Origin of the sequence: Kosakonia oryziphila (assembly GCF_900094795.1) — a bacterium.
Taxonomy (GTDB): domain Bacteria; phylum Pseudomonadota; class Gammaproteobacteria; order Enterobacterales; family Enterobacteriaceae; genus Kosakonia; species Kosakonia oryziphila.
Window position 1 is genome coordinate 1 of the sequence record NZ_FMBC01000004.1, and the last position, 19,113, is coordinate 19,113.

General features: G+C 52.2%; 17 protein-coding genes and 4 pseudogenes. 14 read left to right on the forward strand and 7 right to left on the reverse strand.

Annotated elements, in window-relative coordinates; all coding sequences use genetic code 11:
• A pseudogene (locus tag GA0061070_RS02830) lies at positions 1 to 335 on the forward strand (IS4 family transposase); the annotation flags it as partial.
• A 52-nt stretch (positions 336 to 387) separates the two neighbouring features.
• On the opposite strand, the gene metK reads toward GA0061070_RS02830, so the two are convergent.
• Positions 388 to 1,542, reverse strand: a complete 1,155-nt coding sequence (gene metK / locus GA0061070_RS02835) for a methionine adenosyltransferase (RefSeq protein WP_090133477.1) — start codon at positions 1,540 to 1,542, stop codon at positions 388 to 390.
• 50 nt (positions 1,543 to 1,592) lie between these two features.
• On the opposite strand from metK, the gene GA0061070_RS02840 reads away from it, so the two are divergent.
• The 4 genes from GA0061070_RS02840 (at position 1,593) to speA (ending at position 4,363) form a co-directional block, all read left to right on the forward strand.
• A complete protein-coding gene (locus tag GA0061070_RS02840) occupies positions 1,593 to 1,823 on the forward strand; it encodes a hypothetical protein (RefSeq protein ID WP_090133480.1) in 231 nt (76 codons plus the stop codon).
• Positions 1,824 to 1,958: 135 nt separating this feature from the next.
• Positions 1,959 to 2,102, forward strand: a complete 144-nt coding sequence (locus GA0061070_RS25780; RefSeq protein ID WP_279616051.1) for a hypothetical protein — start codon at positions 1,959 to 1,961, stop codon at positions 2,100 to 2,102.
• 93 nt (positions 2,103 to 2,195) lie between these two features.
• Complete coding sequence (gene yqgB, locus GA0061070_RS24590; RefSeq protein WP_139109721.1) at positions 2,196 to 2,378, forward strand: acid stress response protein YqgB; 183 nt, start codon at positions 2,196 to 2,198, stop codon at positions 2,376 to 2,378.
• A gap of 8 nt (positions 2,379 to 2,386) precedes the next feature.
• The gene (speA, locus tag GA0061070_RS02850; protein WP_090133482.1) at positions 2,387 to 4,363 is read left to right on the forward strand and encodes a biosynthetic arginine decarboxylase; all 1,977 of its coding nucleotides are present in this window, start codon (positions 2,387 to 2,389) and stop codon (positions 4,361 to 4,363) included.
• A gap of 66 nt (positions 4,364 to 4,429) precedes the next feature.
• Here speA and GA0061070_RS24595 read toward each other — a convergent pair.
• Both GA0061070_RS24595 and loiP read right to left on the reverse strand, forming a co-directional pair.
• Positions 4,430 to 4,568, reverse strand: a pseudogene (locus GA0061070_RS24595) (outer membrane porin, OprD family); the annotation flags it as partial.
• Positions 4,569 to 4,610: 42 nt separating this feature from the next.
• Entirely contained in the window at positions 4,611 to 5,369 is a 759-nt protein-coding gene (gene loiP, locus GA0061070_RS02855; RefSeq protein WP_090133484.1) for a metalloprotease LoiP, read from the reverse strand.
• A gap of 278 nt (positions 5,370 to 5,647) precedes the next feature.
• Here loiP and tkt point away from each other — a divergent pair, with 278 nt between their 5' ends.
• The 5 genes from tkt to fbaA all read left to right on the forward strand — a co-directional run bounded on the left by tkt (position 5,648) and on the right by fbaA (position 12,536).
• Positions 5,648 to 7,639, forward strand: a complete 1,992-nt coding sequence (tkt, locus tag GA0061070_RS02865) for a transketolase (RefSeq protein ID WP_090133488.1) — start codon at positions 5,648 to 5,650, stop codon at positions 7,637 to 7,639.
• 295 nt (positions 7,640 to 7,934) lie between these two features.
• Complete coding sequence (locus GA0061070_RS02870; protein WP_090133489.1) at positions 7,935 to 8,684, forward strand: phage antirepressor KilAC domain-containing protein; 750 nt, start codon at positions 7,935 to 7,937, stop codon at positions 8,682 to 8,684.
• Positions 8,685 to 9,023: 339 nt separating this feature from the next.
• Positions 9,024 to 10,043: an erythrose-4-phosphate dehydrogenase gene (epd, locus tag GA0061070_RS02880; protein ID WP_090133494.1), complete on the forward strand. Its 1,020-nt coding sequence runs from the start codon at positions 9,024 to 9,026 to the stop codon at positions 10,041 to 10,043.
• 48 nt (positions 10,044 to 10,091) lie between these two features.
• Positions 10,092 to 11,255: a phosphoglycerate kinase gene (pgk, locus tag GA0061070_RS02885; RefSeq protein ID WP_090133496.1), complete on the forward strand. Its 1,164-nt coding sequence runs from the start codon at positions 10,092 to 10,094 to the stop codon at positions 11,253 to 11,255.
• A 201-nt stretch (positions 11,256 to 11,456) separates the two neighbouring features.
• Entirely contained in the window at positions 11,457 to 12,536 is a 1,080-nt protein-coding gene (fbaA, locus tag GA0061070_RS02890) for a class II fructose-bisphosphate aldolase (RefSeq protein WP_074772841.1), read from the forward strand.
• Between the two features lie 65 nt (positions 12,537 to 12,601).
• Here the strand turns inward: fbaA and GA0061070_RS02895 are convergent.
• The 3 genes and pseudogenes from GA0061070_RS02895 to GA0061070_RS02905 form a co-directional block, all read right to left on the reverse strand.
• Positions 12,602 to 12,826, reverse strand: a pseudogene (locus tag GA0061070_RS02895) (transposase); the annotation flags it as partial.
• A 50-nt stretch (positions 12,827 to 12,876) separates the two neighbouring features.
• Positions 12,877 to 13,899: a glycosyltransferase family 9 protein gene (locus GA0061070_RS02900; protein WP_090133499.1), complete on the reverse strand. Its 1,023-nt coding sequence runs from the start codon at positions 13,897 to 13,899 to the stop codon at positions 12,877 to 12,879.
• Between the two features lie 162 nt (positions 13,900 to 14,061).
• Positions 14,062 to 14,469 (reverse strand): annotated as a pseudogene (locus GA0061070_RS02905) (type VI secretion system contractile sheath domain-containing protein); the annotation flags it as partial.
• A 190-nt stretch (positions 14,470 to 14,659) separates the two neighbouring features.
• Between GA0061070_RS02905 and mscS the strand changes: the two are divergent.
• From mscS to GA0061070_RS02920, 3 genes are all read left to right on the forward strand, one after another.
• Positions 14,660 to 15,520 (forward strand): small-conductance mechanosensitive channel MscS, encoded by an 861-nt coding sequence (gene mscS, locus GA0061070_RS02910; RefSeq protein ID WP_090133500.1) that lies wholly within the window; start codon positions 14,660 to 14,662, stop codon positions 15,518 to 15,520.
• Between the two features lie 139 nt (positions 15,521 to 15,659).
• Positions 15,660 to 16,295: an arginine exporter ArgO gene (argO, locus tag GA0061070_RS02915; protein ID WP_090133502.1), complete on the forward strand. Its 636-nt coding sequence runs from the start codon at positions 15,660 to 15,662 to the stop codon at positions 16,293 to 16,295.
• A gap of 94 nt (positions 16,296 to 16,389) precedes the next feature.
• Complete coding sequence (locus tag GA0061070_RS02920; RefSeq protein WP_090133504.1) at positions 16,390 to 17,130, forward strand: oxidative stress defense protein; 741 nt, start codon at positions 16,390 to 16,392, stop codon at positions 17,128 to 17,130.
• Between the two features lie 48 nt (positions 17,131 to 17,178).
• On the opposite strand, the gene argP is transcribed toward GA0061070_RS02920, so the two are convergent.
• Positions 17,179 to 18,072 carry a DNA-binding transcriptional regulator ArgP gene (gene argP / locus GA0061070_RS02925; protein WP_007370232.1) on the reverse strand — a complete coding sequence of 298 codons (894 nt, stop codon included), beginning with the start codon at positions 18,070 to 18,072 and terminating at the stop codon, positions 17,179 to 17,181.
• A 164-nt stretch (positions 18,073 to 18,236) separates the two neighbouring features.
• Here argP and rpiA point away from each other — a divergent pair, with 164 nt between their 5' ends.
• Positions 18,237 to 18,896, forward strand: coding sequence for a ribose-5-phosphate isomerase RpiA (rpiA, locus tag GA0061070_RS02930; RefSeq protein WP_090133506.1), 660 nt, complete (start codon positions 18,237 to 18,239; stop codon positions 18,894 to 18,896).
• The last annotated feature ends 217 nt before the right edge of the window (positions 18,897 to 19,113 follow it).

A 19,113-nucleotide genomic window follows, 5' to 3' on the forward strand; every position in this document is an offset into this window, starting at 1 on the left:
GAAGTAAAAAGCCGGAGCTTGTGGAGCAAGAGCTGTGGGGTGTCTTACTGGCTTATAATCTGGTGAGATATCAGATGATTAAAATGGCGGAACATCTGAAAGGTTACTGGCCGAATCAACTGAGTTTCTCAGAATCATGCGGAATGGTGATGAGAATGCTGATGACATTGCAGGGCGCATCACCGGGACGTATACCGGAGCTGATGCGCGATCTTGCAAGTATGGGACAACTTGTGAAATTACCGACAAGAAGGGAAAGGGCCTTCCCGAGAGTGGTAAAGGAGAGGCCCTGGAAATACCCCACAGCCCCGAAAAAGAGCCAGTCAGTTGCTTAACTGACTGGCATTACAGCACGAGGCTGGCCTTTAGAGGAAAGCTGTCAGCGGATTATTTCAGGCCGGCAGCTTCACGCAGCAGTGCTGCTTTGTCGGTTTTTTCCCATGGGAACGTTTCACGACCAAAGTGACCGTATGCGGCGGTTTGTTTGTAGAACGGGTGCAGCAGATCCAGCATCTGGATCAGACCGTACGGACGCAGGTCAAAGAATTCACGGACCAGCAGCGTTAGCTGTTCGGACGGCACTTTCTCTGTACCGAACGTTTCCACCATGATGGACGTCGGCTCTGCGATACCGATAGCGTAGGAAACCTGAATTTCACAACGATCGGCCAGACCCGCAGCAACGATGTTTTTCGCTACATAACGAGCGGCATAAGCTGCGGAACGGTCTACTTTCGATGGATCTTTACCGGAGAACGCGCCACCACCGTGACGAGCCATGCCGCCGTAGGTGTCAACGATGATTTTACGGCCGGTCAGGCCGCAATCGCCCATTGGGCCGCCAATAACGAAACGGCCAGTCGGGTTGATAAAGAATTTTGTGGACGCGTTCAGCCACTCGGCCGGCAGGATCGGCTTGATAATCTCTTCCATGACCGCTTCTTGCAGCGATTTCTGGTCAATGTCTTCAGCATGCTGCGTAGACAGAACGACAGCATCGATGCCGACGATTTTGCCGTCATTATACTGGAAAGTGACCTGACTTTTTGCATCCGGGCGCAGCCACGGCAGAACGCCGTTTTTACGCACTTCAGCCTGACGCTGTACCAGACGGTGAGCGTAGGTGATCGGGGCTGGCATCAACACGTCAGTTTCATTGGTCGCGTAACCAAACATCAGACCCTGGTCGCCAGCGCCCTGTTCCAGCGGATCGGCACGGTCAACACCCTGGTTGATGTCCGGAGATTGCTTGCCAATGGCGCTCAGTACGGCACAAGAGTTGGCATCAAAGCCCATGTCGGAGTGCACATAGCCGATTTCGCGTACGGTGTTACGGGTGATCTCTTCGATATCGACCCATGCGCTGGTAGTGATTTCACCGCCAACCAGCACCATACCGGTTTTGACATAGGTTTCGCATGCAACGCGCGCTTTCGGATCCTGTTCAAGGATGGCATCCAGCACGGCGTCTGAAATTTGGTCAGCAATTTTGTCAGGATGCCCTTCAGAAACGGACTCGGACGTAAAAAGGTGTTTAGCCATAGTAAGTTTTCACCCTGGAGTAATACGGTTAGCTCGAATTCTGTGCCCGGATGTTTTCACGCCTGGCGGCGCAGATTGCAGATGATGGCACAAGAAGTCTGAGAGTTAATCAATCTGGATGGATTAACATCTGGATGGCTATTTTAGGTCAGTTGTTGAACCCATTTCCAGCCTTTTTTGATCCCTGCCTCAACCTGACACAAATAGTGACGGAAAATTTTCCTGACAATGCGGCAAACACAGCTTTTTTATTTTGCATTTTTACCCCGTTGTCGGTATAAAACGCCGCGCGCGGCTCTTAAAAAAAGCGCACGGTCAACATGCCGTGCCGCCACTTCCAGCCGGGTTAAGCAGTTGATTCAGGGCTTTGGCTTGTCGCGGGTCGCTATGGCTTGCGTTGGAGGTGATAAGAGATAATGAACCGTTGTTTTCCGCAGAATCTGTCGCACCGTTCTGGTGTGCATTTATTCCCCGCAACCTGCATTTCTAATCTGCAAACCTGCCGATGTTATACCCATTTCGGCGCTTCCCAGGATTCCAGGGCTGGTAAGGCGTTGTGATACCTGAACAAGGGCTCTCCTGCTAATACAGGGGTTTTCTCGTGGTTTCGCCGGGCTGTCATACAGACGTTCGGATGCGTGTTTTACAATGATATGAAAAAGAAACCGGTCGCACAGGCGTGGCGTTGGCCTGAAATCAAGCTAAGCCAGGCTGTTTATGGGTTGTTATCGCTATGTGTCACTGCGATAGTAGTCAACTATTTTATACCTGTGTCTCTTCGCGCTTTGGCAATCGGTCAGCGTGATGTGCGCAGGGTATACACTTTTATAGATTGAGGTTCGCTATGTCTGACGACATGTCTTCGTTTTCGCCTTCGTCAGCAGGCGAACAGGGTGTACTACGTTCCATGCAGGAGGTTGCGATGAGCTCCCAGGAAGCCAGCAAGATGCTTCGTACTTATAACATTGCCTGGTGGGGCAATAACTACTACGACGTCAACGAGCTGGGCCATATCAGCGTTTGCCCGGATCCGGATGTCCCGGAAGCCCGTGTCGACCTGGCACAGCTGGTAAAAGCACGTGAAGCACAGGGGCAACGTCTGCCCGCATTGTTCTGCTTCCCACAGATCCTGCAACACCGTCTGCGCTCAATTAATGCCGCGTTCAAACGCGCGCGTGAGTCCTACGGCTACAATGGCGATTACTTCCTGGTTTACCCGATCAAGGTGAACCAGCATCGCCGTGTTATTGAATCCCTGATCCATTCCGGCGAACCGCTGGGGCTGGAAGCCGGTTCCAAAGCGGAATTGATGGCCGTGCTGGCTCATGCCGGTATGACCCGTTCGGTGATTGTCTGTAACGGTTATAAAGATCGCGAATACATTCGTCTTGCGCTGATTGGCGAAAAGATGGGCCACAAGGTCTATCTGGTGATTGAGAAAATGACCGAAATCGCCATCGTGCTGGAAGAAGCTGAACGCCTGAACGTGGTGCCGCGCCTTGGCGTACGCGCGCGTCTGGCATCGCAAGGCTCCGGAAAATGGCAATCCTCCGGCGGCGAAAAATCGAAATTTGGTCTTGCTGCAACGCAGGTGCTGCAACTAGTGGAGATCCTGCGTGAGCGCGGGCGTCTGGACAGTATTCAGTTGCTGCACTTCCACCTTGGCTCGCAGATGGCCAACATCCGTGATATCGCGACGGGTGTGCGTGAATCCGCGCGTTTCTACGTCGAGCTGCATAAGCTGGGCGTCAATATCCAGTGCTTCGATGTCGGCGGCGGCCTGGGCGTGGATTATGAAGGTACACGCTCGCAGTCTGACTGCTCGGTCAACTATGGTCTGAACGAGTATGCCAACAACATTATTTGGGCGATTGGCGATGCTTGTGAAGAACATGGCCTGCCGCATCCGACGGTGATCACCGAATCCGGCCGCGCGGTGACGGCGCATCACACCGTGCTGGTTTCTAATATTATTGGCGTTGAACGTAACGAGTACACGCTATCGACTCCTCCGGCGGAAAATGCACCGCGTGCGCTGCAAAGCATGTGGGAAACCTGGGAGGAGATGCATGAGCCTGGCACTCGCCGTTCTCTGCGTGAATGGCTGCACGACAGTCAGATGGATTTGCATGATATTCATGTCGGCTATTCCTCAGGTACTTTCAGCCTGCAAGAACGCGCCTGGGCCGAGCAGCTCTATCTGAATATGTGCCATGAAGTGCAAAAACAGCTCGATCCAAGCAACCGCGCACATCGCCCGATTATTGACGAATTGCAGGAACGTATGGCGGACAAAATGTACGTCAACTTCTCACTGTTCCAGTCTATGCCGGATGCCTGGGGTATCGATCAACTGTTCCCGGTGCTGCCGTTGGAAGGGCTGAACCATGCGCCGGAACGCCGCGCGGTGCTGCTCGATATTACCTGTGATTCCGACGGTGCAATTGATCATTACGTGGATGGCGACGGCATCGCGACCACTATGCCGATGCCGGAGTACGATCCGGATAACCCACCAATGTTGGGCTTCTTTATGGTGGGCGCGTACCAGGAGATCCTCGGCAACATGCATAACCTGTTTGGTGATACCGAAGCCGTAAACGTGTTTGTCTTCCCGGATGGCAGTGTTGAAGTTGAACTGTCAGATGAAGGGGATACGGTGGCGGATATGTTGCAGTATGTGCAGCTCGATCCGAATACGCTACTAACGCAGTTCCGCGATCAGGTGAAACAGACCGATCTGGACGAGACGCTGCAACAGCAGTTCCTCGAAGAGTTCGAATCGGGCCTCTACGGTTACACCTATCTCGAAGATGAATAACGCAGTAATGACATTGCGATGAAATAAATCCCTTCCCGCCAGTAGGCGCGGAAGGGATTTTTTTTATCAGAATACGTTGAACGGATATTCTGCGTAGAGACGAACTTCGTTGCCGCCAATATTGTATATCGTTGGCATTGCCGGAAACGCGCAGTACGGAGTAGCGTACTTTCAGTTTCAGAGCTTTCGCCGGGCCATTCGTCACTGCTCTGCTGATACGCCAGGTCGCAGGTGTGAAGAAATGTGGTTATTTAATTCCGTCTGCGGCCATGCGATCGCGGATATGCTGCGCGCGCGCCGCCGATGCCGGATGATCGTCAAACATCGAACTCTGCCGACCCTCTTCCATTTTTGCCAGTTTCTCAAAGCTGGTCGCTAGTCCTGCCGGGTTGATGCCGCGTTTGCGCAACAGATCGTAGGAGTAGTCATCTGCTTCGGATTCCTGGCGCTGAGAGAACTGTGAATTTACCAGTTGTTCGCCCAGTGCGCCGAGCTGCGACTGCGACAGGCTACCGACGATACCACCTGTCGATACTGCGGCTGCGCGTATCGCATTGGTGCCCAGTGCTACCTGCATACCTTTTTTCACATGGCCCAGCGCAACGTGGCCCATTTCGTGGCCGATCACCGCTTCAACTTCGTTGTCGGTCATCATATCCATCAGTGCGCTGTAGACGCGGATGCAGCCGTTTGCCATGGCAAAAGCATTCACATCTTTTGCCACATAAACCTTGTAGTTGGCCGGTTGACCGTCGATGTTATCGCCGAGTGCGGCAGCAATTTTAGTCAGGCGCTGGCTGTAGGTGCTGCTGGCGGGCGCGATGGTTGCTTTGCTGTCCATCTGTTTACAGGCGTCATCACTTAATGTTTTTACTTGCGTATCGCTCAGAGTGTAGGCCTGAAAAGCCTCCGCGCCGGAGCTGAGAAAAGCATTTGAGTCCATATTCTGGCAACCGGCAAGGACGGTTGTTATTCCCAGAGCAAAGAGAAGCGGGCGAATTTTCATTTGTTATTTTCCGTAATGGTTGAGTCAATATGCTGCTAGCTGCAAGGGCTCAAGACGAACCCGCCGATTGTTAGTATAAGGAAGAGTCAGACAGCCAGGCGAGGAGTTTGCGCAACATACGAGCGGCTTCCAGAGATTTCTGAATCAGCAAAAGGATGCTCCATGTACATGGCATGCCGCTTGGGTTACATTGTTGGCACTTTTTCCGGCGTAGCCCAAAACGCGCTGTCGTCAAGTCGTTACGGGAACAGCCCTTAACAGTCCGATCTGGAGTCAAAATGTCCTCACGTAAAGAGCTTGCCAATGCTATTCGTGCGCTGAGCATGGACGCGGTACAGAAAGCCAAATCCGGTCACCCGGGAGCCCCTATGGGTATGGCGGACATCGCGGAAGTCCTGTGGCGTGATTTTCTGAACCATAACCCGACGAATCCGGCCTGGGCCGATCGTGACCGCTTTGTGCTGTCCAACGGTCACGGTTCGATGCTGATTTACAGCCTGCTGCACCTCACCGGCTATGACCTGCCGATGTCCGAGCTGCAAAACTTCCGTCAGTTGCACTCTAAAACGCCGGGCCACCCGGAAGTGGGTTACACCGCTGGCGTGGAAACTACCACAGGTCCGCTGGGGCAGGGCATTGCCAACGCCGTGGGCATGGCGATTGCGGAGAAAACCCTTGCGGCGCAGTTCAACCGTCCGGGTCACGACATTGTTGACCACTTCACCTACGCCTTTATGGGTGACGGCTGCATGATGGAAGGCATTTCCCATGAAGTCTGTTCCCTGGCTGGTACGCTGAAACTGGGCAAACTGGTTGCGTTCTACGATGACAACGGCATCTCCATCGACGGCCATGTTGAAGGCTGGTTCACCGATGACACCGCGAAACGCTTTGAAGCTTACGGCTGGCACGTGGTGCGCGGCATTGACGGCCACGATGCGGACGCTATCAAGCGTGCGGTGGAAGAAGCCCGTGCTGTCACCGATAAACCGTCGCTGCTGATGTGCAAAACCATCATCGGTTTCGGTTCGCCGAACAAAGCTGGTACCCACGATTCCCACGGCGCGCCGCTGGGCGATGCTGAAATCGCCCTGACCCGCGAAGTGCTCGGCTGGAAATACGCGCCGTTTGAAATCCCGTCTGAAATCTATGCGCAGTGGGATGCGAAAGAAGCCGGTCAGGCCAAAGAAGCGGCGTGGAACAACAAATTCGCCGCTTACGCCAAAGCCTTCCCGCAGGAGGCTGCTGAGTTCACACGCCGTATGAAGGGTGAGCTGCCGTCTGATTTCGATGCCAAAGCGCAGGCTTTCGTCGAGAAGCTTCAGGCTAACCCGGCGAAAATTGCCAGCCGTAAAGCGTCGCAAAATGCCATCGAAGCCTTCGGTCCATTGTTGCCGGAATTCCTTGGTGGCTCTGCTGACCTGGCACCATCCAACCTGACTCTCTGGTCCGGTTCGAAAGCAATTAACGAAGACACGGCCGGTAACTACATTCACTACGGCGTGCGCGAGTTCGGTATGACGGCGATTGCCAACGGTATCTCGCTGCATGGCGGTTTCCTGCCGTACACCTCGACCTTCCTGATGTTCGTTGAATATGCCCGTAATGCGGTGCGTATGGCGGCACTGATGAAACAGCGTCAGGTGCTGGTTTACACCCACGACTCTATCGGTCTGGGTGAAGACGGCCCGACGCATCAGCCAGTCGAGCAGGTGGCTTCCCTGCGCCTGACCCCGAACGTCAGCACCTGGCGTCCGTGTGACCAGGTGGAATCCGCAGTGGCGTGGAAATATGGCGTTGAACGTGCCGACGGTCCGACAGCGCTGATCCTCTCCCGTCAGAACCTGGCGCAGCAGGAGCGTACGGCGCAGCAACTGGCCGATATCGCCCGTGGCGCCTACGTGCTGAAAGAGAGTGCCGCTCAGCCGGAACTGATCCTGATTGCTACCGGTTCTGAAGTGGAATTGGCGGTTGCTGCTTATGAAAAACTGACCGCCGAAGGCGTGAAGGTGCGCGTGGTGTCCATGCCGTCGACTGACACCTTCGACAAACAGGATGCAGCATACCGTGAATCCGTGCTGCCGAAAGCGGTTTCTGCCCGTGTGGCCATCGAAGCCGGCATTGCGGATTTCTGGTACAAATACGTCGGCCTGAACGGCGCGGTGGTGGGAATGACCACCTTCGGCGAATCTGCTCCGGCAGAGCTGCTGTTCGAAGAGTTTGGTTTCACCATTGACAATGTGGTGGCAAAAGCGAAAGCGTTGCTGTAATCACTCTTGCCCGGCGGCGTTTCACCTGCCGGGCCTGCATGAAAAGTCATTTTGGATGGCGCTTAAGTATTATCAAGTCTACGGGATTGCGGAATATGTAGACCGGATAAGCGAGGCGCCATCCGTCATTCAGTTATCTCCATAATCATCAGACTTCTGAACCCGTTCTCCCTTCTTAGTCATTCGACTAAAACGGCATTGATCTATGCATGAAAAAAATACTGGATATGTATCCAGTGTGTTGTATAATAATTCTGCAAATTATCCAAGGTGATAGTGAGTAAGGAGTGAACCTATGATGATCCCTGGTGAAAATTTCAGCTCGCAGCCTGTGCTGGCGACAATCAGCAGCCGTGAAATTGCAAAATTGACAGGCGTGACTCATGGCGAAGTGAAGCGGATGGTGAAAAGCCTGGAAACCGCTCAGCGGCTCTCCCAGCCGATAAATGAGCATCCTTACGAGCGAGAAGGTGAGATACGACAAGAATTTCTGCTTAATAAACGGGACTCACTGCTGACAGTTTCGCGCCTCTCGCCGACCTTTACGGCAGAAATGCTCGATCGCTGGCAGGAGAAAGAGAAGCTTATCAATCTGCCCGATTTTACGAACCCTGCTGCTGCTGCGCGTGCCTGGGCTGAGCAGTACGAAAAGCGTCAGCGAGCGGAAGAGTTGCTTGCTCTCTCAGCCCCAAAGGCGGAGTTCTTTGACCGTTATGTCAGGGGTGAAGAGTCACTTGGTTTTCGTCAACTTTGCAAGATGCTGCGAGTGAAAGAGTCTCTGTTCCGACGCTTTTTGCTTGAGCGCAATATTATGCAGCGTGTAAACGGTACGTTGATGCCGCAGCAGTACCATATTGATGCGGGCTACTTGACCGTCCATGGCGGCGTCGGGGAAAACAAACGTAGCTGGTCTCAGGCGCGCTTCACCGCGAAAGGCGTGACGTGGGTGGCCGATCTGTGGGCGAAGCAACTCTCTTCGCTGCCGGTTGAGATGCCGCGAGCAGAACGCACCGAGCTGAAGCAGACAGAGCATAGTTGGTTTTAATTAACACCAGCAAGTGTTGCTTTCTTCATCAACCGCTCATGCAGGGACGCTTTGTTGCGTTTATTCTCTTTCTGTCAGTTATTTTCCTCACGAAAGTAATTTTTAGTTACGCCGATTATTCCTACGAAAATGTGATTCAAGTCAGATTACTGGCGAAACTGTCTGGACAATCATTCCTTTTATTCCTTGTTTCGCTTATTCTAGCTGAAGCGTTTCAGTCGATTAAATGTTCGACAATTAACCAAACAGACGCAGTTTAAGGCAGGTGAGGATTCCCCTTCTGTGGTGGCTGGATTACTCTGTCATCCACTTCAGGCCAGCTAGCCTTGCAGGAGAATTATGACCGTACGCATAGCGATTAATGGTTTCGGTCGCATTGGACGCAACGTGGTTCGTGCTTTATATGAATCCGGGCGTCGGGCGGAAATCACCGTGGTGGCAATCAATGAACTGGCCGATGCCGTGGGCATGGCGCATTTATTGAAATATGACACCAGCCACGGGCGTTTTGCCTGGGATGTGCACCAGGAACGCGAGCAATTGTTTGTGGGGGATGATGTAATTCGCATCCTGCATGAGCGCTCAATTGCGGCGCTGCCGTGGCGCGAACTGGGTGTAGATGTGGTGCTCGACTGTACCGGCGTATATGGCAACCGTGAGGATGGCGAGGCGCATCTGGCGGCGGGCGCGAAAAAAGTACTCTTTTCCCATCCTGGTAGCCACGATCTCGACGCAACAATTGTTTTCGGCGTCAACCAGGAAACCCTTCGCGCTGAAGACCTTATGGTCTCTAATGCCTCCTGCACGACAAACTGTATTATTCCGGTCATTAAACTGCTCGACGATGCTTATGGCATTGAGTCGGGAACGGTGACAACCATTCACTCCGCAATGCATGACCAGCAAGTGATTGACGCTTACCACCCCGATCTGCGTCGTACACGTGCGGCCAGCCAGTCGATCATTCCGGTGGATACCAAACTGGCGGCGGGCATCACGCGAATTTTCCCGCAGTTTAATGACAGATTTGAAGCGATAGCGGTGCGCGTACCAACAATTAACGTAACCGCGATCGATCTGAGCGTAACGGTGAAAAAACCTGTAAAAGCTATAGAAGTCAACACATTGTTGCAAAAAGCAGCGCGTGGGACATTTCATGGTATAGTTGATTATACGGAATTACCGTTGGTTTCAACCGATTTTAATCACGATCCGCACAGCGCCATTGTTGATGGCACACAGACGCGGGTAAGTGGTGCGCACCTTATTAAAACCCTTGTGTGGTGCGACAATGAATGGGGCTTTGCTAACCGGATGCTCGACACGACGTTAGCAATGGTGGCTATTGGTTTCAGGTAGGGCGCGACAGCGCTCGCAAAACTTTAAGAATCATTGAGAGGATTCACCATGTCTGTAATTAAGATGACCGATCTGGATCTGGCTGGTAAACGCGTTTTTATCCGTGCTGATTTGAACGTGCCGGTTAAAGATGGCAAAGTCACCAGCGACGCGCGTATCCGTGCTTCCCTGCCAACTATCGAACTGGCGCTGAAGCAGGGTGCGAAAGTGATGGTAACTTCCCACCTGGGTCGTCCGACCGAAGGCGAGTACAACGAAGAATTCTCTCTGCTGCCGGTTGTTAACTATCTGAAAGACAAACTCTCCAACCCAGTACGTCTGGTTAAAGATTACCTGGACGGCGTTGAAGTTGCTGCTGGTGAGCTGGTTGTTCTGGAAAACGTTCGCTTCAACAAAGGCGAGAAGAAAGACGATGAAGTGCTGGCGAAAAAATACGCTGCACTGTGCGACATATTCGTTATGGACGCATTCGGTACTGCTCACCGTGCGCAGGCTTCTACTCACGGTATCGGCAAATTTGCTGACGTAGCTTGCGCAGGCCCGCTGCTGGCTGACGAACTGGATGCCCTGGGTAAAGCGCTGAAAGAACCGGCTCGTCCGATGGTTGCTATTGTTGGCGGTTCTAAAGTTTCCACTAAACTGACCGTTCTGGACTCACTGTCCAAAATTGCTGACCAGTTGATCGTTGGTGGCGGTATCGCTAATACCTTCGTTGCTGCTCAGGGGCACAACGTAGGTAAATCCCTGTACGAAGCAGACCTGGTTGGCGAAGCAAAACGCCTGCTGGACACTTGCGATATTCCGGTTCCGAGTGATGTTCGCGTTGCCACCGAGTTTTCTGAAACCGCAACGGCAACCCTGAAATCCGTAAACGACATCAAAGATGATGAGCAAATTCTGGATCTGGGCGATGCATCTGCTGAAAAACTGGCTGAAATCCTGAAAAATGCCAAAACTATTCTGTGGAATGGTCCGGTTGGCGTGTTTGAATTCCCGAATTTCCGTAAAGGTACTGAAATCGTGGCTAACGCTATCGCAGACAGCGACGCGTTCTCCATTGCAGGCGGCGGTGACACTCTGGCCGCTATCGACCTGTTCGGTATCGCTGACAAGATTTCCTACATCTCTACTGGCGGCGGCGCATTCCTCGAATTCGTGGAAGGCAAAGTTCTGCCTGCAGTAGCCATGCTCGAAGAGCGTGCTAAGAAGTAAAATTGTTCAGGCGGGATAACCCCGCCTGTTTTTCAAAACGATTCAATTGTTGCTCTAAATAATTCGCGTTGCCAGAAGGTGGGGGTGCAGCGAAACTCCAGAAACTTGCCATAGTGGGTAGCTGGAGGGGCGAGAGAAGCCAACGCACTGGCAGCACGAATTATGACGAGCAGAAACGGCCGAAGATACAGGACTACGTACATGTCTAAAATTTTTGATTTCGTAAAACCTGGCGTGATCACTGGTGATGACGTTCAGAAAGTGTTCCAGGTAGCTAAAGAAAACAACTTTGCTCTGCCAGCGGTTAACTGCGTGGGTACTGATTCCATCAACGCCGTTCTGGAAGCTGCAGCCAAAGTTAAAGCGCCGGTTATCGTTCAGTTCTCTAACGGCGGTGCTGCGTTTATTGCCGGTAAAGGCGTGAAAACTGACGTGCCTCAGGGCGCGGCAATCCTGGGCGCAATCTCTGGTGCGCATCATGTTCATCAGATGGCAGAACATTACGGCGTGCCGGTCATTCTGCACACTGACCACTGCGCGAAAAAACTGCTGCCGTGGATTGACGGTCTGCTGGACGCGGGTGAAAAACACTTCGCTGCAACCGGTAAACCGCTGTTCTCTTCTCACATGATCGACCTCTCTGAAGAGTCTCTGGAAGAGAACATTGCCATCAGCTCCAAATATCTGGCGCGTATGTCCAAAATGGGCATGACTCTGGAAATCGAACTGGGTTGCACCGGTGGTGAAGAAGACGGCGTGGACAACAGCCACATGGACGCTTCTGCACTGTACACCCAACCGGAAGATGTTGATTACGCCTACACTGAACTGAACAAAATCAGCCCGCGTTTCACCATTGCGGCTTCCTTCGGTAACGTACATGGCGTCTACAAACCGGGTAACGTGAAACTGACCCCGACTATCCTGCGCGACTCTCAGGAATATGTTTCCAAAAAACATAACCTGCCGCACAACAGCCTGAACTTCGTATTCCACGGCGGTTCCGGTTCTACTGCTCAGGAAATCAAAGACTCCGTAAGCTACGGCGTTATCAAAATGAACATCGATACCGACACCCAATGGGCGACCTGGGAAGGTATCCTGAAGTACTACAAAGAAAACGAAGGCTACCTGCAGGGCCAGTTGGGCAACCCGAAAGGCGCTGACCAGCCGAACAAAAAATACTACGATCCGCGTGTATGGCTGCGTGCAGCGCAGACCAGCATGGTGACTCGTCTGGAGCAGGCTTTCAAAGAACTGAACGCAGTAGACGTTCTGTAATTTTCGCTGCTCTATCAGAAAAGGTCCGCAAAATAGACTGACCCCATAAAGTTGGGCTGTTTATATTAGGCGGCTTTCAGAGCCTGGGTTCGGTACTCTACCGGACTCAGGCTTTTTAGTCTCAGGCTAATACGCTCATGGTTGTAATAGAGGATATATTCATCAATATCATTCTTTAACTCGTTGATACTTTCGTACTTTGCCAGGTAAAAACACTCATCCTTGAGCGTACTAAAAAAACTTTCAGCCATCGCATTATCCAGGCAATTACCTTTCCTCGACGAACTCTGGATCATATTCGGGGTCAGGGTCAATACTGCGGGCTAGTTTATCTACTGACTTAATCGCGGTTTTTCGAGTCAGTAACCTCAGACCTCAAATCAGTAAATGCTTCGAAAACCTGGTCGGTAGAAATGCTATTCACATCACGGTCATTCGCCTCAATGACTCGATTTGGTACTTTCCAGGGCCTCCAACAAAATGCATCACTGTTGCCAAACAATGCGACCACTGGACGTTGAACACCGACAGCAATATGCAACGCTCCACCATCGCTCGTGAGAACTTGGTCGCACAGGGACATAGCAGCCATCAGTTCTCTTATGGTACTGGTCTTAAATGGAGTGATCGGAAGGCCTCGACACCCTTCTAATATTTGCATGGCTTTACCGTCGTCACCTGGGTGCTCTGGATTGTCTTCTGCACCAGGGGCCCAAAACAACAGTAACTGGCAATTTTCTCTTGCAGCCAGCCGTCGGGCCAGTTCAATGAATCGTCCAGCAGGCCATTGTTGCTTAACTTTACGGGCACTGATTTGAAGTCCATAGACAGGTAGGTCAGGGTTTATATCGGCGTATTTAAAGGCTAATTCTCTTTCATGCTCAGATAGGTACAGTTCTAGGGGACCAGGCTCCTCATGGTAGCCAAGAGGTTCAGCAAGGGTGTTAAGTAGCTCAACCAGGTGCTGTTTCCCTCTCATTCTCGGTAGTTTATCAGTGATGCAAGATGGCGCATCTTCACCAATGGCGATGACACGCTTGGCTCCTGAGGCTTTAGCCCATTGCAACGGCCTTTTATCCCATTCCTCTTTTACTATGATTGCTACATCATATTTTTCCCTACGGATGGCCAGCATTGTTTTGAGGCGCTTAAGGATTACGCCAACTTTAGATTGACCATCTTTGCTGTGATGCAACTTAGTGTACAAATGGATTTTGTTTACGTGCGGATTACCATCAAGAACCGACCGATTATAAGAATTGACGAGCATGTCAACCTGGTGGTCTCGAGCTAACATAGCGATGAGCGGTGTAGTCAGAATCAGATCGCCGATATTCTCCCGGCGGATAAGTAGAACTTTCATATTGTCTCCCTGTAGTAATGTGCTGCATTACTACTCGACATGCCTAACCTTATACCGATGAGAATGCACCACACCAAGCGCGACGAAGATTACCACACCATAGTTAAACTGTAAGTATGTTTCCGTATGTGAAAGAAAAAGCGCAACTCAAACGCTGCAAGTTTTCGCGCCGTAAGGCAAACGCGGCATCGTTAACACCCGGTAACGTGAGTCGTTGCTTTCGCGCAGGCGGCGCCAGGAGGCGTATTCCGGGGTGGTGAAAATCTTGCCGATATTCCGCGAATTACCCAGTTCGTTCCACTTGCTCTTTTGCAGCGGCGACGGTGAAGCGGCGGAAATTTTCGTCAACTCCGTCAGCAGCGTCACGCCCATCGGGCTGTGATCGAACTCGCCGATGATGCAGCCGAACGGCTCGCCACCAAACTGGGCATACTCTTGTTCATAAATTTGTTTGAACACAGGGCGTTGATCCCAGGCCGATCCTCGATAGCGCCACAGATTGCGCGTCAATTCATCCTGGCTGATATTCAATACCCGAATCTTCAGCGTTTCGCTGACGTTGGTATTGTCGTGGGGTCACTCCAGGTTGTGGGGACAGTCCAAAATGTGGGCATTTTTTATTGCTAATTCAATAAGCTGCGTAGAGCACAAAATGTGATTAACTTGGCATAAATGCGGCTTTTGTTTACCCTTTAGGGATCTCTCCTTGCTCAAAGGAGTGGTTTTCCCACTTTGAAACAACAGATATAAGGAAGCACGAATGGAAGATCTTAACGTTGTTGACAGCATTAACGACGCAGGCTCGTGGCTGGTGAACAATCAGGCGCTGCTGCTGAGCTATGCCGTTAACGTTGTGGCGGCTATCGCCATCATTATTGTTGGTATGATTGTGGCGCGTATTGTCTCGAATACGGTTAATCGCGTGATGGTTGCACGGCAGATCGACGCCACCGTAGCTGATTTTCTCTCCGCGCTGGTGCGCTATGGCATTATCGCCTTTACCCTGATTGCCGCGCTGGGGCGCGTCGGCGTGCAAACAGCCTCGGTGATTGCCGTACTGGGTGCAGCCGGTTTAGCCATCGGTCTGGCGTTACAGGGTTCGCTTTCGAACTTCGCGGCTGGCGTGCTGCTGGTGACTTTCCGCCCGTTCCGTTCGGGGGAATATGTCGATTTGGGCGGTATTGCCGGAACCGTGTTGCAGGTGCAGATTTTCTCCACCACCATGCGTACGGTAGACGGGCGTATCGTGGTGATCCCGAATGGTAAAATCATTGCCGGAAATATCGTGAACTTCTCTCGAGAGCCAGTGCGTCGCAACGAGTTTATTATCGGTGTGGCTTACGATTCTGATATCGACCAGGTGAAACGCATTCTGACTGAAATTATCCAGGCAGATGAACGCATCATCAAAGATCGTGAAATGACGGTGCGTCTGAATGAGCTGGGGCCGTCCTCCATTAACTTTGTGGTGCGTGTCTGGAGTAAAAGCAGCGATCTGCAAGCTGTTTACTGGGATGTGCTGGAGTTGATCAAACGTCGCTTTGACGAAAACGGCATCAGCTTCCCGTTCCCGCAGATGGACGTAAACCTCAAACGCTCTCATGAGCAGACAGAGCAGTAAGGTGTGGGGGCCGGCCTCGGCGGCCTTCTTTTTGCTCATCAACATTAGCATTGCTACTTAATGATTAGAATTATAAATTTCCGCTAATGATTTTCCTGCGCTATAGTCTGCTTCTGAAATAATTTGACGGAATTACTACGTGTTATCTTATTATTTTCAAGGGCTTATTCTTGGTGCTGCGTTGATCCTGCCACTTGGGCCGCAAAACGCTTTTGTGATGAACCAAGGGATTCGCAGGCAGTATCACATCATGACCGCCTTTTTATGCACGATGAGCGATGTGGTGCTAATCTGCGCAGGCGTGTTTGGCGGCAGCGCGCTGTTGATGCAATCCCCGTGGCTGCTGGCGCTGGTGACCTGGGGCGGCGTGGTGTTTCTGCTATGGTACGGATTTGGCGCATTAAAAACGGCACTGGACAGTAATCCCGAACTGGCAAGCGCCGAAGCATTGCGTCAGGGACGCTGGCGTATCATTGCGACTATGCTGGCGGTAACCTGGCTCAACCCGCATGTCTATCTCGACACCTTTGTGGTGCTTGGTAGCCTTGGCGGCCAACTCGGTACGGAGCCAAAGCGATGGTTCGCGTTGGGAACGGTGAGCGCTTCATTCCTGTGGTTCTTCAGCCTTGCGCTGCTCGCCGCCTGGCTCGCTCCTCGTTTGCGCACGGCGAAAGCACAGCGGGTAATCAACACTATGGTTGGATTGGTGATGTGGTTTATTGCCTTTCAACTGGCGCGTGAAGGTATTCATCATGTACAGGGATTATTCAGTTAGGGTAAGTCCGATGGACAATTCACGCTGAGCCGCTAAGCTTGCTGCCAGGGCGTCTGCGTATTCGGACGTATTAACGCAACATGGAGGAGCAACTGTGAAATTTAAAGTGATGGTCCTGGCGGCGGCAGTCGGTTTTAGTGCAATGGCGGTACAGGCAAACGAATTGCCTGACGGCCCGCATATTGTCACCTCAGGCACGGCAAGTGTGGATGCGACTCCGGACATCGCCACGCTGGCGATTGAAGTGAACATCTCCGCAAAAGACGCTGCATCAGCGAAAAAGCAGGCCGATGACCGCGTTGCGCAATACCTGAGTTTTCTTGAGCAAAATGGCATCGCCAGAAAAGACATTAATTCCGCAAACTTACGCACTCAGCCAGATTATGACTACCAGAACGGCAAAAGCATCCTGAAAGGCTACCGTGCTGTGCGTACGGTTGAAGTAACATTGCGCGAGCTGGATAAGCTTAACTCACTACTGGATGGCGCGCTGAAGGCGGGTCTGAACGAGATTCGCTCCGTGTCGCTGGGTGTTGCGCAAGCAGAGTCTTTCAAAGATAAAGCGCGCAAAGCGGCGATTGACGATGCGACTCGTCAGGCGCAGCAGTTGGCCGCCGGTTTCAATGCCAAACTCGGCCCGGTTTACAGCATTCGCTACCATGTTTCTAATTATCAGCCCAGCCCAATGGTACGGATGATGAAAGCGGATGCCGCGCCGGTTTCTGCGCAGGAAACTTACGCGCAGCCGACGATTCAGTTTGACGATCAGGTTGATGTAGTGTTCCAGCTTGAGCCTGCTCAGGCTGAACAGCCGGCTGCAACCGCAGCGAAGTAAAAGTTGAAAGTTGTTCATCCTCTCCCTGCTCGGGGAGAGGTTCGCGGCTCAATCCTGCCTTAATACCCGGTGTCCATATTCCAGCAATGCATCCGTAACGTTGCGCATCATCCGGCTTTCCGGCGCAAAACGGTGCCAGTAGAGCATACGGCGCTGTAACAAACCGGGCGTCAGATCGATCAAATCGCCGCTCTTTAATTCTTTCTCGATTTGCAGGTGCGGGATCATACAGCAGGTCGTACCCTGGCGCGCCAGTTGCACAAACGCTTCCGATGAATTCACAATATGGCAGGGCACGCTGCCCGGCGGTAAATCGAAATACTGCTGCAAAAATGCCTGATGCATATCATCCAGATGATCGAACGCCACTGCCGGAGCTTTTAACAGTGCTGAACGAGTCACACCATTGGGAAAGTAGCGTTCGGCGAACTCTCTGGAGCCGACAAACAGATAATCCAGCGCGCCAAGTTGATCGACAAGGCAGCTTGGCAGCGCCTGCGGCTGAATACTGACCGCGCCAACTACCTCACCGCGACGTAGCCGCTCCTGGGTGCGGGTTTCATCCTCGACCTGCAAGTTCAGCCGGATGGGCGAATCCACCAGCACCGGCGCCAGCGCAGGCAGCAGCCAGGTTGCCAGACTGTCGGCGTTGACCGCCAGCGACAGCAGCAGCGGCGTCGAGCCCGTTTGCTCATCGCCCAGCCACTCTTCTTCCAGCAGTTCGACCTGACGCAACAATGCCAGCAGTTTTTGTCCTTGTTCGGTGGGACGCGGCGGAACAGTACGTACCAGCAATGGCTGGCCGAACATGTTTTCGAGCTGTTTTATACGTTGTGACACGGCAGACTGAGTAATACACAGTTTTTGCGCGGCACGCTCAAAGCCACGCTCACGAATGACCGCATCAAGCGCCTGTAAGGTTCTGTAGTCCGGACGTTTCATTGCTCGGCCAATCTCCTGAAAAATGATTACTCAGCACTATGACATAAATTTTTATTAGAATCAGACGAAATTGGACATCACGTAATGTGACACTGGTCGCAGGGACATTTAGGGGAAGGGTGGTCTATAATGCGCCTGAAATTTCACACCACAGGCGAACGACCATGACGCAGGATGAACTCAAAAAAGCAGTGGGCTGGGCAGCACTCAAGTATGTTGAGCCCGGAACCATTGTCGGTGTAGGCACAGGCTCCACTGCGGCGCACTTTATTGATGCGCTTGGCACGATGAAAGGACAGATCGAAGGCGCGGTTTCCAGTTCGGATGCCTCCACAGCGAAACTGAAAAGTCTTGGTATTACCGTGTTCGATCTCAACGAAGTGGATAAATTGGGTATCTACGTTGATGGCGCGGACGAAATCAACGGCCAGATGCAGATGATCAAAGGCGGCGGCGCAGCGCTGACGCGTGAGAAAATTATCGCCTCGGTGGCGGATAAATTTATCTGTATCGCTGATGCATCTAAGCAGGTTGATATCCTGGGGGAATTCCCACTGCCAGTGGAAGTTATCCCGATGGCTCGCAGCGCCGTTGCCCGTCAACTGGTAAAACTGGGCGGCCGCCCGGAATATCGTCAGAACGTTGTCACCGATAACGGCAATGTGATCCTCGATGTCTATGGTCTTGAGATCATCGATCCGATTGCGCTGGAAAACAGCATTAATAGCATCCCGGGAGTAGTAACTGTAGGGTTATTCGCCAACCGTGGCGCGGATGTGGCGCTGATCGGCACCGCCGACGGCGTGAAAACCATCATAAAATGATCTGACGGGGAGGCGCTTGCCTCCTTGTAAAAAAACGCGAACGGCAAATTTGGTGATATCTGTCACATTTATCCGCTGGCTATGCACTACCTGCCATCATTCCACGCTTTAACAGCATTTTTATCTGCCATTTCTCGCTGGATGACATTTCTTCAGAGTGCGTACGCAAACGTTCATATTGCTGCAATAGTTTTTTTTGATATGTTGACTGAAGCAA

Coding starts and splice junctions, on each gene's coding strand:
- speA (WP_090133482.1), top strand. CDS start 2,387: ATGTCTGACGACATGTCTTCGTTTTCGCCTTCGTCAGCAGGCGAACAG.
- loiP (WP_090133484.1), bottom strand. CDS start 5,369: ATGAAAATTCGCCCGCTTCTCTTTGCTCTGGGAATAACAACCGTCCTT.
- mscS (WP_090133500.1), top strand. CDS start 14,660: ATGGAAGATCTTAACGTTGTTGACAGCATTAACGACGCAGGCTCGTGG.
- GA0061070_RS25780 (WP_279616051.1), top strand. CDS start 1,959: ATGAACCGTTGTTTTCCGCAGAATCTGTCGCACCGTTCTGGTGTGCAT.
- GA0061070_RS02900 (WP_090133499.1), bottom strand. CDS start 13,899: ATGAAAGTTCTACTTATCCGCCGGGAGAATATCGGCGATCTGATTCTG.
- tkt (WP_090133488.1), top strand. CDS start 5,648: ATGTCCTCACGTAAAGAGCTTGCCAATGCTATTCGTGCGCTGAGCATG.
- metK (WP_090133477.1), bottom strand. CDS start 1,542: ATGGCTAAACACCTTTTTACGTCCGAGTCCGTTTCTGAAGGGCATCCT.
- epd (WP_090133494.1), top strand. CDS start 9,024: ATGACCGTACGCATAGCGATTAATGGTTTCGGTCGCATTGGACGCAAC.
- GA0061070_RS02870 (WP_090133489.1), top strand. CDS start 7,935: ATGATGATCCCTGGTGAAAATTTCAGCTCGCAGCCTGTGCTGGCGACA.
- argP (WP_007370232.1), bottom strand. CDS start 18,072: ATGAAACGTCCGGACTACAGAACCTTACAGGCGCTTGATGCGGTCATT.
- pgk (WP_090133496.1), top strand. CDS start 10,092: ATGTCTGTAATTAAGATGACCGATCTGGATCTGGCTGGTAAACGCGTT.
- fbaA (WP_074772841.1), top strand. CDS start 11,457: ATGTCTAAAATTTTTGATTTCGTAAAACCTGGCGTGATCACTGGTGAT.
- GA0061070_RS02840 (WP_090133480.1), top strand. CDS start 1,593: ATGTTTTCACGCCTGGCGGCGCAGATTGCAGATGATGGCACAAGAAGT.
- yqgB (WP_139109721.1), top strand. CDS start 2,196: ATGAAAAAGAAACCGGTCGCACAGGCGTGGCGTTGGCCTGAAATCAAG.
- rpiA (WP_090133506.1), top strand. CDS start 18,237: ATGACGCAGGATGAACTCAAAAAAGCAGTGGGCTGGGCAGCACTCAAG.